Origin of the sequence: Leptolyngbya iicbica LK (genome assembly GCF_004212215.1) — a bacterium.
In the GTDB taxonomy this organism is placed as follows: domain Bacteria; phylum Cyanobacteriota; class Cyanobacteriia; order Phormidesmidales; family Phormidesmidaceae; genus Halomicronema; species Halomicronema iicbica.
The window spans coordinates 1311218-1324649 of record NZ_QVFV01000001.1 but is presented as its reverse complement, the minus strand read 5'-3'; the positions used below and the strand labels follow the sequence as shown (position 1 = coordinate 1324649).

Annotated in this window: 12 protein-coding genes; 5 read left to right on the top strand and 7 right to left on the bottom strand. The window is 56.4% G+C overall.

From position 1 onward, the window contains the following. Positions 1 to 585: 585 nt before the first annotated feature. On the bottom strand, positions 586 to 1248 hold the full coding sequence (nblB, locus tag DYY88_RS05550) for a phycobilisome degradation protein NblB (RefSeq protein ID WP_039725919.1): 663 nt from the start codon (positions 1246 to 1248) through the stop codon (positions 586 to 588). A 59-nt stretch (positions 1249 to 1307) separates the two neighbouring features. Further along, on the bottom strand, positions 1308 to 1799 hold the full coding sequence (locus DYY88_RS05545) for a CBS domain-containing protein (RefSeq protein ID WP_039725918.1): 492 nt from the start codon (positions 1797 to 1799) through the stop codon (positions 1308 to 1310). A 26-nt stretch (positions 1800 to 1825) separates the two neighbouring features. On the opposite strand from DYY88_RS05545, the gene DYY88_RS24845 reads away from it, so the two are divergent. Further along, positions 1826 to 1954: a hypothetical protein gene (locus tag DYY88_RS24845; protein ID WP_302849227.1), complete on the top strand. Its 129-nt coding sequence runs from the start codon at positions 1826 to 1828 to the stop codon at positions 1952 to 1954. A gap of 29 nt (positions 1955 to 1983) precedes the next feature. On the opposite strand, the gene DYY88_RS05540 is transcribed toward DYY88_RS24845, so the two are convergent. The 3 genes from DYY88_RS05540 to DYY88_RS05530 form a co-directional block, all read right to left on the bottom strand. Continuing rightward, on the bottom strand, positions 1984 to 3027 hold the full coding sequence (locus DYY88_RS05540) for a M42 family metallopeptidase (protein ID WP_039725917.1): 1044 nt from the start codon (positions 3025 to 3027) through the stop codon (positions 1984 to 1986). 366 nt (positions 3028 to 3393) lie between these two features. After that, complete coding sequence (locus tag DYY88_RS05535) at positions 3394 to 5715, bottom strand: ATP-dependent helicase (RefSeq protein ID WP_039725916.1); 2322 nt, start codon at positions 5713 to 5715, stop codon at positions 3394 to 3396. 364 nt (positions 5716 to 6079) lie between these two features. After that, positions 6080 to 7213, bottom strand: a complete 1134-nt coding sequence (locus DYY88_RS05530) for a GDSL-type esterase/lipase family protein (protein ID WP_084606993.1) — start codon at positions 7211 to 7213, stop codon at positions 6080 to 6082. A 338-nt stretch (positions 7214 to 7551) separates the two neighbouring features. On the opposite strand from DYY88_RS05530, the gene rplU reads away from it, so the two are divergent. The 3 genes from rplU (at position 7552) to menD (ending at position 10169) form a co-directional block, all read left to right on the top strand. Next, positions 7552 to 7950, top strand: coding sequence for a 50S ribosomal protein L21 (gene rplU / locus DYY88_RS05525; RefSeq protein ID WP_039725915.1), 399 nt, complete (start codon positions 7552 to 7554; stop codon positions 7948 to 7950). Between the two features lie 33 nt (positions 7951 to 7983). Further along, positions 7984 to 8250 carry a 50S ribosomal protein L27 gene (gene rpmA, locus DYY88_RS05520; RefSeq protein ID WP_039725914.1) on the top strand — a complete coding sequence of 89 codons (267 nt, stop codon included), beginning with the start codon at positions 7984 to 7986 and terminating at the stop codon, positions 8248 to 8250. Positions 8251 to 8399: 149 nt separating this feature from the next. After that, positions 8400 to 10169 carry a 2-succinyl-5-enolpyruvyl-6-hydroxy-3-cyclohexene-1-carboxylic-acid synthase gene (gene menD / locus DYY88_RS05515; RefSeq protein ID WP_039725913.1) on the top strand — a complete coding sequence of 590 codons (1770 nt, stop codon included), beginning with the start codon at positions 8400 to 8402 and terminating at the stop codon, positions 10167 to 10169. A 35-nt stretch (positions 10170 to 10204) separates the two neighbouring features. On the opposite strand, the gene DYY88_RS05510 is transcribed toward menD, so the two are convergent. Together DYY88_RS05510 and DYY88_RS05505 are read right to left on the bottom strand one after the other, a co-directional pair. Beyond that, the gene (locus tag DYY88_RS05510) at positions 10205 to 11512 is read right to left on the bottom strand and encodes an aminopeptidase P N-terminal domain-containing protein (protein WP_039725912.1); all 1308 of its coding nucleotides are present in this window, start codon (positions 11510 to 11512) and stop codon (positions 10205 to 10207) included. Between the two features lie 295 nt (positions 11513 to 11807). Then, the gene (locus tag DYY88_RS05505; protein ID WP_039725911.1) at positions 11808 to 12572 is read right to left on the bottom strand and encodes an MBL fold metallo-hydrolase; all 765 of its coding nucleotides are present in this window, start codon (positions 12570 to 12572) and stop codon (positions 11808 to 11810) included. Between the two features lie 321 nt (positions 12573 to 12893). Between DYY88_RS05505 and DYY88_RS05500 the strand changes: the two genes are divergently transcribed. Continuing rightward, a complete protein-coding gene (locus tag DYY88_RS05500; protein WP_063776217.1) occupies positions 12894 to 13421 on the top strand; it encodes a GspH/FimT family pseudopilin in 528 nt (175 codons plus the stop codon). Positions 13422 to 13432 lie beyond the last annotated feature (11 nt).

Below are 13432 nucleotides of genomic sequence, written 5' to 3'. Positions count from 1 at the left end.
TCAAACTGCCCCAATGAGATTGAACTGAGGGCTGAAAAAGAGCTACCACTGGATATCCTCCAGAGAAATAACAAAACTTTACAGACAAAAACAGTTTAGGTTGTCAGAATCGCTGTTGACGTCAAGTGAACAACTCAAAACATAGGTATCCAAAATGCCTAAAAAGCCTGTAGAACTTACGTTGATTCAAAGGTGATTCAGAAAATAATTAAATTCTTCTCACATTATATCAAGAGAACCCCCGACAACGGCCAGCAGGTAAGGGAATGGAATCACTTTCCCTAAGGAAATTTACGTATTCTTATACGGAGAAAAGTCTCTTCATACAGTTGCCCACATTACAAAAAAGAACGCTTTATTGTTCATGGCTAACGGTCGTTTTTCGCCTGCTGCCGAAGTTTATCCGGGCATCGTCAAGGGCTTTAGAGGGTGGAAAATTCGCTGCTCGGTGCTGCTCGGTAAGGGCGTTGAGCCCCGACCAAGCCAGAGAGCATGAAGTCACCTCTGCTGAACGCCATGGTAAAGGTCGATGCCTTGACCCTGAGGGGCTGAGGCCGATAACCAAGGCCATCACTGGGGCGTTGATCACTGAGGGATATGGCGTTTGGCGGCATCTGCCACCGTCGCTGATGTATCTTGACTCAGTTGGTCTAGGGCGGCTTTGACTTCTGGGGAGTCAAATTGGCCGAGGGCTTGGGTCACGCGATGCCTTATTTGCCAATCATCGGCTTGCACATAGGGCAATAAAAGGGGCACGGCTCGTGGGTCGCCCAGTTCGCCCAGTGAGCCGATCGCCGCGGTGGACACCAGAGTAATGTCCGATGCCAGCGCTTCGGCCAACAGGTCAAATGAGCGGGGATCGCCGAGTTCTCCCAGGGCGGCCACAATGCTAAATTTCAGCAGCCATTCATCCGTCGCGTGGTAAACCGACTGGAGTTCTTCAAACGCTTCGGTCAGTTTGAGGCCGCCCAGGGCATCGGCTGCTGCTGACTGCACGTCAGTTTCCGGATCATTCAGCAGCAAGTGACGTAAGAGTTTGGCGGTTTCCTGGCGATTTTGATCGCCCAGGGTGTCGAGTTGGCTCACGGCGGCGTAGCGTACCCGGGCATTTTCGTCGTGGCTGGCCTGCATGATCAGTCGGTAGCCATCGGCGGGATCAAGCTCCCGCGCCTGGTTGACGCCGCGCAGGCGATCGCCCAGATCAGACGATTCGATGAGTTGTTTAATGCTGTCGGGGGTGGGGCTCATAGCGGTTCCTCAGTCAGGGTCGGCAAGCATCAATCGCGAGGGGATCGCGATCGCCTGTTTTATCCTGCCACGTCAGCCGCTGCATCTTGATAGCTTTCGGCCAAAGCCCGCACAATATCCCCTTGGGTCAAGATGCCGACCAGGGTGCCTTGATCATCGACCACTGGCAAGCGGGTGACTTTTTTGTGATGCATCACTTGGGCGGCTGCTTTTAAGGACGCGCCGGGGGTGGTCGTCGTGACTTTGTCGTGACCCATGACTTCGGCTACCGTTTGGCCGAGCGCCTTGTGCACTTCTTCATTGTACCGGGCCGGATTTTCTAAATAAATCACGCTGTCGAGCAGCATGATATAGGCGGGCAGCGGGGCGCCAGTCACCTGCCACATCAGGTCAGCTTCCGACAAAACGCCTTTGAGTTCCCCTTCGGTGGTGACCACTGGCAAGCCACTGATGCGGTTGTTGGCCAGCAGTTGAATCGCCTCTGGTAGTGGGGTTTCGGGGGTGACGGTAAAGAGGTCACGGGTCATCACGTCGGCGACCGTTTTGGTCATCTGAGTTCTCCCAGGTAAAGTCAGTCATGGCAGGGTGGCTCGCTGGAGCCGGTTTAGCCAGCCCCGTTGAGCACTGCGAGAGCCAGGATAAGCGTCCTGTAATGGACGATCCCGATAGCGGCGATCGCACTGCCAATGGATTACTTTCATTTTAAGGAAGCGCCTTCGGTGAACTGGCTGACCGTTATAGGTCGTTACAGTATTGGGTCAGAATGTCGATACAGTGGGCGATCGCCCCCAAATGGGCGATTTCGTAGCCGTGGGTGTTGTGGGTCGGAAAGCTGAGACACGCGGCCTTGGGGACATGGCCAAAGGTCATGGCAATGGAGGCGTCGCTGCCAAACCCGCTGATGATGGCCTGTTGAATCGGACAGGCACGAGCCTGGGCGGCTTGGAGCAGTTGCTGGTTTAAGTCTTCGTCATACAGGCCATATTTGTCTTGCGACAGCAGCACGGGAGCGTCATTGGCTTGGATGGGATATTCCGCCGATAGGGGACAAATTTCTAACGCAATCAGGGCATCCAGCCGATTGCGATGGCTGAAGTACAGCGCTCCGATCGCCCCCACCTCTTCTTTAGCGGAAAAGACGAGATAAATGGTTTTGGCGGGGGTGTTAATTCCCTCAGCGAGGGCCAGCAAAATGGCTACAGACGCCTTGTTGTCGAGGGTGTAGCTAGCGATGTAATCCCCAAGGCGGTAGGGCTGCTTGCGATGTTTGCCCACCACCATGCGCGTGCCAGGGCGAATACCTGCTTGTTCGAGAGCAGACAGCGATCGCTTGGTTTCAACCCAGGCCGTTTCCCAAGTCACCGCTTTCCCTTCTTGCTGCACCTTTTGGGCCGACTCGTGGGAGACGTGGCGGGAGCCAAAAGACAAAATGCCAGAAAGGGTTTCGTGATCCCCGAGGAAATCCACTACCCCTTCGCCATAAATCCAGGGATAGGAGCCGCCGAGCCGCCGCACTAAAATCCGGCCATCGGGTTCGATGTCCTTCACAATGCCGCCGATTTCGTCTTTGTGGGCCGTAATGGCGATCGCGCCCTCGCCCGTCCCCGGTATCCGCGCCACGATGTTGTCGGCATCGTCTTGCCAGTGGTCAATGCCCAGCGCTGCCAGTCGATCTAACAGACACTCATTGATTTCGCGCTCGGCCCCACTGGGTGAGTGACACATCACCAGTTGAGCGATTTCGTTGTAAAGGTGCTCGTAAAGCTCGGTATTCGGCATGGCAGGGGGGCAAGAACAGGTCTTCTTAGCATGGCACTAAACGACTGAGCGAGGGGGCACTGGCGTTCTCAAACGAGGATGAGCCAGCCACAGCCAGAACTACAGCGCTGCGCAGATAGCTCCGTTTATCGCTTTGGCAGAAAAGCGAGGGGATGAGATTAGGAAACAAGATTTGATGCAATCCAAGTTTTGGGCAGGCATCTTGCTTGCCCCGAAACAGCCGAGACGGCTGTTCACACTTATATTCAATTCCCATTCTTTAAGCTTCTGGGCTCTTGGCACCTGACTGCGGATTGCGATGAGTTGTCTGGGAGCCGTGACCGGATGTCTCTGAGCCCTGAACCACCGTGGGATGCCAAGCGTCGCTTAGCGTGGTTGCCGAGAGCGGGTTTCGGCTAAATAGCTCATGACTGTGGGTAATGCGGGACAGGGGGGCAGATCGCTCAGATTGTCGGGATTGCTCCAGGTAAAGGGAGCCGAGTGGGCGGCCGACATCCACAGTAGGCGCTTGGCGCGGGTCATGGCGACGTAGAGCAGGCGAAACTCTTCGGCGGTTTTCAGGTTTTTGGCCTGCTGCCAGGCGGTGAGCAAATCGGGGATCGGGGCGGGCGTGGATTCGGCATGGGTGTGGGCGCGAATTTGGGCGCGGGCGACTTCGGGCAAGCTGAAATCTCCCAGAAAAGTCTGTTGCTGAGGTACCCACAGATTGCCGGGGATCGTCCGCTCATGGAGAAAGGGCAGGAATACCACATCCCAGTCCAACCCTTTGGCTTTGTGCATGGTGAGAATCGTGAGTTGGCCGCGCCGCGTGTAGCGATCGTCGCGGTCTTCGGTGTCTACCGCTTCAAAGCGCTCGGAGCCGACGATTTCTTGCAGAGTCTGAATCATGGCGCGGAGGGTATTGTCTTCGCGGTTTTGCTGGGACAAGCGAGCGGCTAATTTGTCGGCGGTGGCGAGTTCACTCTGGTTGTAGCCGAGAGTCAATCCCGCAAAGGGGATCAGGTGATACGGCGGCAGCTCGAAGCGCGATCGCAGTAAGCCCGTACACAACCGTCGCGCTTGTTGGGCCGCTTCGGTTGTAGGGGGGGAGTCCAACGGCCCCGGATACATAAACTGCTCGGGTTGTTTGGCGAGTAGGTTCAAGTCTTGCGAGGCGATGCGTTGGCGATCAACAAACACGCGGAGGAGTGACTTGAGGCGATCGGGCGAATGGGGCCGCTCGATGAACTGCAAAATGGTCAGCATTTCTGACGGCACGTGGGTTTGGCGCTCTTGTTCGCCCACGTCGTAAATTTGCAAACCCGTGCTCAGCAAATCGACCCCCAACGTCTCGGGATCATGCAGCAGTTGGTTGATGAAACGCCCCTGCCGATGTTCGCGCACCAAAATCGCCTGACTCAAAGTTGGATTTTCGGTGTGCAGGGCGAGCGATCGCTGGGCCAACAGTCTGACCGTTTCCATCACCGTGGGGGGACGGTAAAATTCCACCCCGCCGCCGATGGGGGCCGGATTCGCATCCGGCTGGGGATCATCCACCGGCACGGGCTGAATCGCCTGCGACCGGAACGGGGCCACCGTGCCCGCCAAGCCTGACTGATTCACCCAAGTCAGCATGGTGTTGGCCGCGGCCATAATGACTCCGCTACTGCGCCCAGCTTGATCCATGACGACGAGCCGGTTTTGGTGCTGAGCGCGATCGCAAAATTGATTAAAAAAGACCGGATCCGCAGGGGTAAATGTGGAGTTGATTGCTTGGTTGGGATCACCCACCCGGACTAAATTCAGGGGAGCCGTCGCGTCCTCGGCATCCCGTGCCAGGGTTTCCAATAATTGGGTTTGCAGCGGCGAAGAGTCTTGGGCCTCGTCTTCAAACACCGCAAACACGCGATTTTGCCAAAAGCGCCGCGCTTCGTCGTCGGCCAGCACCCGCAGCGCCGATAAAATCATGTCGTCATAGTCAATTAGATGGCGTTGCGACAACAGGGTTTGATATTGCTCGTAGAGCCCCGCCGCCACCGTCAACACGTCATAATCTTCCACGTCGTCGGTCAGGGTGCGGGTCACAGATGCTGCCAACTGAGCCAACTCGGCCGGGGGCATACCCGAGCTTTTGGCTTCGTGAATGACCGTGGTGGCAAGGCTGGGCAAGATTTCCGTCCGCAAGGTGGACTGCCGCCGCAATCGCTCCGTTTCTTCACCATCAAATTGTCGTCCCTCGATGAGCCGCTGATATCGGTCGGGGTTTTCCGCCAGCCAGCGCTCGACACAGGTGCGAATGAGACGGTTATTTTGCGTGGGTGTCAGGAGCGTCAGCGTGTCTAAACTAATGCCCGACAAATCGGGATTGCGAGTGGCGATCGTCAGCGCCAGCCCATGCAGCGTGTAGACCACAAAGCTGTTGAGGGGGTATTGCAGCGATCGCAGATGTCGCTGCACCTTCGCTTTCAAATTCGCCGCCGCTGACCGGGTAAAGGTCACCAACACCAACTGCCGTTTGGCATTGAGCTCATGACGCACGATCGCGATCGCTGCCCCTGCTGCCATGCCTGTGGACTTGCCTGCTCCTGGCACCGCCGACACGGCCAACGGCCCCCCTTGCCAGTCCGCTAGCGATCGCTGCCCCGCCCGCAAACTCTCCCGAATCTCGGTCAACGTTGTCGCCCTGTCAGCCGCGATCGCCTCCGCCATATTGGCCAATCCTCATCAGCATTGCGTCTGTCCTGGCCTGATGAACTGGTAACACCTGCCGGGGACTGGCTCGATTTTAGGCGAAAGCCGCTGGGGTCGGTAGCTGGGTGGTTGGGTGATTGGGTAGCTGGGTCATTGGGTGGCAGGATAAGGTGTTAGCCCTGTAATTTGCACAGTTGATTCAGTTTCAGGTTCGATTGGACAGGCGAGGACGCCTATCCAACGGGACTTCTCTGATATCCAAGCATCCAAAGTCGGTGGGTTTTACCTCACCCTCCTCACTCACACTCACACTCCATTCACCCTGCCACCCTTACACCCTGCCACCCAACTACCCTCACACTCCTCACACCCACTCCACTCACTAAATCGCGCTTGCCACGATCGCCTGTCGCCACAACGCATATCCTTGCGGATTCAGATGCAGACCATCCGTTGTCAGGTCGGGGCGCAAGTGGCCCCACTCATCCCGGAAGGTAGGCTGTAAATCGCGAAATTCTACCTGCCGCTGCTGGGTCATCTGGGCGATTTTGGCATTGAGCGATCGCACCCGATCATTGCTAATTTCGGCGCGGCGGGTCGGCAACACCGAATAGACCACAATCTTCGCCTGGGGGTGTTGCCACTGCAGCACCCGTACCGTGCGCTGCAAATTGCTCAAGATTTGGGCTTCCGGCACGCCATTCTTCAAATCATTGGCCCCCGCCATGAGGTGAATGGTGGTGGCGCGAGTGTCCGCAAAGGTGCTGACGCGCTGCAAAATCCCGCCTGTGGTATCGCCAGAAATGCTCTGATTGAGCCAGAGGCGATCGCGGGGCAACAGTTCCGGCGGTAGCCACAGGCCAAACGAGTCCCCCACAATCACTTCCAGACGATTTTGCCCTTGTCCTCTGGCCATGGCGCGGGCCTCTTGTGCCAAGAGTTGTTTCCAGTCTTCGTAGGTGGGTTGTCGCCCCACGACCTGCCACTGGTTGGCATAGGCACTGGGCGCCAGGCGCGTGTAAGACTGTCCCGACTGTAGGGCAATTTGCCGCTGGCGAAAGAGTTCGGAACCGTTGCTCGGCCGGGCCGGATAGTTGGCCGGTCGGGGGGCTGCGGTCGGTCGGGTGGCTACGGTTGACGGGGCGCTAAAACGAGGGGGCTGGACGGTCGGCGTGGCGATCGGACGTGGCGTCGTCGGCAAGTTCAAGGGCATGGGTTCGGCGATCGCTGCCGATGCAGCAGTCGATGACGGTGCTTGGTTGCGAGCAATCTTGGGTAAGACACAAATGGCGGGCTGTTGAGCAGCTTCGCCCTGACACAATTCTCCAAACTGGGGCAAGGCCCTTGCGGTGGTGGGCGTAATGGTGTCGTTGGCGCGATGAGCGATTCTGGTGGTCGTCACTTCCCGCGCGGCGGGCGTCACCACCGAGGGGGGACTGTCAATGGCTTCGGTAGCCTGAGCGTCACAGTCCCCCATCAGCGATTGCATCAGCAATAAACAAACTTCAGCAGCCATAATCTACACCTTTGCAGCATGTCTGTTTTGACAAGCCGGTGTACCCAAATTCAGGACAGTTTTGCTCAAGAACGGTAAAGTTCTGAGCGATCGCGCACAGATGCAGTGCGGGGAAGAGCCAGGCGCGTGTCGCCTGTGGCAGTAGACGGTTCCCGGAGAACGATGCTTGCTAGCCCTTTGGGCCACCATCTCCGGCGAGAGCTATTGGTAAGACAAAACTGAAGTTGACACTGGCCTGATGTGTGCAGAATAATGAAGGTTCGTGTGTAAACCCGCTCGGATCAGGTTTAGGCAAAACAGCCCAGCTGTTACCTGTACGGCGATCGCAAGGACAATCAATGACTTACGCAATTATTGAAGCCAGTGGCAAGCAGTTTCGGGTCGAGCCTGGTCGGTATTACGACTTTGACCGCATGGCTGTAGACGAAGACGGCACGGTCGAGATTGACCAAGTGCTGCTGGTCTCCCATGATGGCGAAACGATGGTCGGCCAACCCCATGTCGAAGGTGCTTCCATCTCCGGCACGGTCATGCGTCATCTACGCGGCCCCAAACTCATCGTTTACAAGATGAAGCCCAAGAAAAAGACCCGCAAAAAGCGCGGGCATCGTCAAGAGCTGACTCGCTTGATGATTGATTCCATCAGCGTCAACGGTAAAGTTTTGGCCGGTGAAGCGGGTACTAGCTCGGCAGCGGCCACTCCGGCGATCACTGCCGCAGCGGCTGAAGAAGAATAGGTTTGCATTCATTGAGTAGAACGGAGACACATCATGGCTCATAAGAAAGGTACAGGTAGTACTCGTAACGGTCGCGACTCAAACGCCAAACGCTTGGGCGTCAAGCGCTACGGCGGTCAGGCTGTCACTGCAGGCAGCATCTTGATTCGTCAGCGGGGCACCAAGTTCCATCCCGGCAACAATGTTGGCCGCGGTGGTGACGATACCCTATTTGCGTTAGTTGACGGCATCGTCACGTTTGAGCGCAAAGGCAAAAACCGCAAAAAAGTCAGCGTTTATCCGGCGGCTGCATCGGTATAAACTGCCGATACAGTTAATGTCTTACCGAAGGGTGGCTGATATCAGCCACCCTTTTTGTTGTGTGATGAGTGTGTGGCGCTCCTTTCCGGCGTTTTCTCCGAAGGCGGAAATCGGTCACATTTAGTAGCAAAGGCCAATTTGGGTGATGGATGCTGGATTTTAGGAATACCAACACGGTGTGGGCGTCGGTGCTCGCTGAGACCCTGGCGCATCTGGGTTTGCAAACGGTCGTCATTTCACCCGGCTCGCGCTCCACTCCCTTAACGATCGCGTTTGCTAACCATCCGCACATTCAGGCGATCCCCATGTTGGATGAGCGATCGGCGAGCTTTTTTGCGTTAGGCGTGGCCAAGGCCAGTGGTCAGCCCACAGCGTTAGTGTGTACTTCGGGGACGGCAGGGGCCAACTATTTCCCTGCCATTATTGAGGCGTATGAGAGCGGTATTCCGTTAATGGTGCTGACCGCCGATCGCCCGCCAGAACTCCGGGACTGTGCCTCGGGCCAAACCATTGATCAACAGAAGCTCTTTGGCGACTACGTGCGCGGCTATCGGGAACTCGCCTTGCCCGAGGCGACGATGTCACAACTACGCTATTTGCGCCAGACGATCGCCCAGCTTTACCAACAGAGCCAGTTTCCAGTACCCGGACCAGTACACGTCAATTGTCCCTTTCGCGATCCGCTCGCGCCCATTTCAACGGGGACGGATTTAGCCCAGACATTGGCAGACCCTCTCAACGCCGACTTTTTCGCCCATCTGAAGGAGGATGGCGCGATCGCCCCAATCACTAGCGGGCCTCCTCACCTCACCTCCGCTTGGCAACACACCGAACGGGGCCTGATTATTGCTGGGCCACAGTCTACTCCCAGTTCGGCAGCGGATGGGGCCTATTGCAAAGCGATCGCCACCCTCGCTCACAAACTAGGCTGGCCCGTCCTTGCCGATGGATTGTCGCCGTTGAGAAACCATGCCTCGCTTAATCCCCATCTGATCACGACCTACGACCTGTTATTGCGTCATGAAGCTCACGCACAGGCGCTGGTCCCGGAGCAAGTGATTCAACTGGGGGCATTACCCACGAGTAAAGTGCTGCGACAGTGGCTCACGGAGATCAATCCTCACCGGTGGATCATTGATAGCAGTGGTCGCAATCGCGATCCTCTGCATGGGCGATCGGTCGTGTTGCCCATCACGCTAGATACCTTGATCGCTCAATATCCCGTCCCCAACTCGTCTGTGCAGGTAACTTCACCGTACTGTCAGCAATGGTTGCGGCGCAATGAACGGGTTCGTCAGCGCCTGCGAGAAAAATTCGAGACGGTGGACGCCCTGTTTGAAGGCAAGCTGAGTTGGCTGCTGCCGTCGTTGTTGCCGTCTGGAACACCGTTGATGATTGCCAACAGTATGCCCGTGCGCGATGTGGAGTGGTTTTGGCCGTTGAGCGATCGCGGCATTCGCCCCTACTTTAGTCGGGGTGCTAACGGTATTGATGGCACGCTTTCTACTGCTCTGGGAATTGCCCATCATCACGGACAAGCCGTTTTGCTGACGGGCGATTTGGCCCTGTTACATGACAGTAATGGCTTTTTGAACGCTAGCACTCGCTCGGGACACTTGACGATTTTGTTAGTGAATAATCAGGGCGGCGGCATTTTTGAGAGCTTACCGATCGCTCAGTTTGAGCCGCCGTTCGAGAAGTTTTTTGCGACGCCGCAAGCGGTGGATTTCGCCACGCTGGCCGCTGCGCATCAGATCGATTATGAGTTGGTCGCTAATTGGTCAGTGCTCGCCGATCGCCTTCACGAGTTACCCACCGCTAGGGTTCGGCTACTAGAGTTGAAGTGCGATCGCAAATTGGATGCTGCGTTCCGCGCCGAGCTGCTGCGATCAGTGGGCGATTTCACCCTGCCGGATTGAAGTTGTGCCTGTCGCCCAGCGGTGATGTTCTGATCTCAGCTTTCCATGTCGGCCACAGATTTGGGCACCCCGGCAGTGAGGACTTCGCAACCCGTGTCCGTCACTAGCACATCGTCTTCGATGCGGATGCCGATGCCCCGCCAGCGATCGTCTACCTGGGGCTGCCCTTCCTCGGGCTCGTAATCAGGGGTGACGTAAATGCCGGGTTCGACCGTGACAACATTGCCGACTTCAAAGGGTTTCCAGGTTTTGTCAGGATTCCGCAGAACGCCCGTATCGTGGACATCTAACCCGAGGAAATGGCCCGTGCCGTGCATGAAAAAGGCTTTGTGCTTTTTCTCTTCGATCAGGGTGTCGATGTCGCCCACGAGGAGGCCAAGTTCCACCAGGCCTTCGGTAATGGTGCGCACGGCGGCATCGTGGAAGGCGTTGAATGGGTTGCCGGGTTTGACTTCAGCGATCGCCTTTAACTGAGCCTCCAGCACCAACTCATAGAGAATGCGCTGCTCGTCGCTAAATTTGCCTGAGACGGGAAAGGTGCGCGTAATGTCGGCGTTGTAGTAGTCGATGCAGCCCCCGGCATCAATCAGCAGCAGATCCCCCGCCTGCATCTGGCGGTTGTTTTCCACATAGTGCAAAATGCAGGCGTTGTCGCCCGACGCCACGATGGAAGGATAGGCCGGATCGCCCCCCGCCAGTTTGAACAGGTGCTCCATCTCCGCTTGAATTTCGTATTCATAGCGTCCGGGCTGGGCGATTTCGCGCGCATAGTTGTGGGCTTTGACGGAAACGGCGATCGCCTGCCGCATCAACTCAATTTCTTCTGGGCCTTTGACCCGGCGCTGGTTTTGCAGCAGGAGTTTGGCGTCTTCAATGGCGACTGGCCCGGTGCCTCGCTTCACGTAGCTGGCCAGCAGTCGCCGCCAATGCCGGAGAATTTTGGTGTTCAGGGTTTCGTCATGACCGAAGTGGTAATAAAGGCGATCGCCCCCTTTCAAATACTCGGGCAGTTTCTCATCCAGTTCGCTCAGTGGAAAAACCGCATCGGCCCCCAACGCTTCCTTCGCGGCGTCAACACCTAATCGGCGGCCTGACCAAATTTCCTTGTCTTTGTCCTTGGGCCGCACAAACAGCACAAAGCGATGTTCTTCATGATGTGGGGCAAACACGGCCACGGCACCGGGCTCATTAAACCCCGTGAGATAGTAAAAATCGCTGTCTTGTCGAAAGTTGTGCTCAACATCGTTGTGCATCACTGCCAGCGGCGCACTGGCAAAAATGGCGGTGCCGCTACCAATCCGCGACATAAGGGTTTGACGACGCTGCTGATAAACCGACTGCATAGTGAACATCTGAGTGGACAAGGTTTTACAAGAGGGCGCGATCGCCCATTTAGGTCAGTGCTTGAAAATAGCCTCCTCGATGGTTGGGGTGTGGCACTGCCAAACGCTGATACCAAACTTGTGGTCTTGGGGAGATGATTTAAGGGCTAAGCCCTTACTGCCCTCAACACCAGGCGGCGATCGCCGGAAGATAATCTCAAGATCATTCTCTTTTGATTAATCACCATAGCGTCTGCCATCCGCCTTGTCTGTGCTCAGCACACCCACACGACGATCCGACGCTATGGCTCACGCCTTAGCCCATGATTTGAATAACCATGCCGCTGCTGGGCAAACTGCCTGTCGAGAGGGAGACGGTGCTACCAGATTGACGAGTAGGCGTGCCGCTCATCCGGTCTAAAAATGGCTGGAGGCCAGCAATGTCGCAGGTTTCATCGTCAGCGGCGGCGGTGCGGTAATGGGTGGGAATGACGATGCGGGGATTGAGGGCCCGAATCGCAGCCACCGCTTCCTCGGCGTCATAGGCTTTGGGGCCACCGCCCACGGGCACGAGCATGACATCCGGGCGACCGAGCTGAATCTGCTCTTCGACAGAAACCGGAGCCGCCGCCCCGCCCATATGCACAAAGGTGAGACCGCCTTGCTCCCAGCGCCAGATCAGGTTAGAGCCGAAGCGCCGTCCGCCTTCGCGATCGTGGTCTACTTCTACCGACTTCATGCGGATGGGCGGTAACTCATATTCGCCCTGTTCGGAGAGAATCGGCGGGTTGCCGGGTAATCCTTCCAGCAAGCCCCCCTCATCAAAGAGGCGGCTGCTGATCAAAACTACGTCAGATGCCACGGCGGGTGAGGGATAGCCTGCGGTGCAGCCGATGGAACGGAAGGGATTGGTCAAAATGCGGCGACCGTTGCCCTCAAACAAAAAGCTGGTGTGACCGAGGGAGCGCACCGTCACTCCAGAGCTTTGTGCTTGGGCCGATCGCCAAGTTGAAGTCAGCCCTAACCCGAGTGCTGTCGCGAACCCCATGCCAAATTGCCGTACAAACCGTCGTCGTTGCATTGTTTCCCTACACTCCACGTCCACATTGAAGGCTGATGTACTGTGATTAAGCGTCATTATCCTATCGTTTTGCGGCAACCTTCGTCGCAACGTTCCTCTCGGTGCATGACTCTTTACTGCTTCCAAGGGCAACGGCGATGCCATCTCCGGTGCAACGGTTGCTGACAGCTGGTGACTGCCTTTGATGTGACGACAGTTAGCCTGATTTGTGCCCCGTGAAAACTCTGATCCCGATTAAATGGTATGTTCCCGCAAACGTTAGTCCCAATGGTTGGGCATCCTAAGAGCGAATTGGTTAAGGAGAGTCAGAAATTCAATGGGGTGAGATCTGCTCGTCATCGTCAGGCTGGCTTTACGCTGCTAGAAATCTTGGTCATTGTTGTGATTGTGGGAATTTTGGCGGCGATCGCGACTCCCTCGTGGCTCCAATTTTTGACCAAGCGCGAAGTAGAAGCTGCCCAAGACGAGATTTATCAAGCCATTCAACAAGCGCAGACCCAAGCGATCGCCCAGCGCAGCCCCTGGCAATTCAGCATTCGCGAGCGGAATGGGCAGGTGGAATGGGTGATTCACTCAGCGGCGATCGCCGCTGAGAATATTGCTGCCTGGGAGCGTTTGTCTCCCAAAATTGGGCTGGATGAGGCGAATACGCAGACGCTGGGAGAGAGTGGCGTTCATTCTATTGCCTTTGACTTCAAAGGCAATGTCGAGACTCAAAGCATCATCACGATCGAGGACCGGGCGGATATTGCCCCCAAGCAATGTGTGTTGATTAACAATCTGCTGGGTCGCGCTTCCAAAGGGGCAGAGCTGCCTGAGCCCAATCGTTTTGGGTTTGAGTGTTTTTGACAGGCGTGGGT

Excerpts from the sequence above, each read along its gene's own strand:
- menD (WP_039725913.1), top strand. The coding sequence starts at position 8,400 with ATGCTGGATTTTAGGAATACCAACACGGTGTGGGCGTCGGTGCTCGCT.
- DYY88_RS05535 (WP_039725916.1), bottom strand. The coding sequence starts at position 5,715 with ATGGCGGAGGCGATCGCGGCTGACAGGGCGACAACGTTGACCGAGATT.
- DYY88_RS05510 (WP_039725912.1), bottom strand. The coding sequence starts at position 11,512 with ATGCAGTCGGTTTATCAGCAGCGTCGTCAAACCCTTATGTCGCGGATT.
- DYY88_RS05540 (WP_039725917.1), bottom strand. The coding sequence starts at position 3,027 with ATGCCGAATACCGAGCTTTACGAGCACCTTTACAACGAAATCGCTCAA.
- DYY88_RS24845 (WP_302849227.1), top strand. The coding sequence starts at position 1,826 with ATGGCAGGGTGGCTCGCTGGAGCCGGTTTAGCCAGCCCCGTTGAGCAC.
- DYY88_RS05545 (WP_039725918.1), bottom strand. The coding sequence starts at position 1,799 with ATGACCAAAACGGTCGCCGACGTGATGACCCGTGACCTCTTTACCGTC.
- rplU (WP_039725915.1), top strand. The coding sequence starts at position 7,552 with ATGACTTACGCAATTATTGAAGCCAGTGGCAAGCAGTTTCGGGTCGAG.
- DYY88_RS05505 (WP_039725911.1), bottom strand. The coding sequence starts at position 12,572 with ATGCAACGACGACGGTTTGTACGGCAATTTGGCATGGGGTTCGCGACA.
- DYY88_RS05530 (WP_084606993.1), bottom strand. The coding sequence starts at position 7,213 with ATGGCTGCTGAAGTTTGTTTATTGCTGATGCAATCGCTGATGGGGGAC.
- nblB (WP_039725919.1), bottom strand. The coding sequence starts at position 1,248 with ATGAGCCCCACCCCCGACAGCATTAAACAACTCATCGAATCGTCTGAT.
- rpmA (WP_039725914.1), top strand. The coding sequence starts at position 7,984 with ATGGCTCATAAGAAAGGTACAGGTAGTACTCGTAACGGTCGCGACTCA.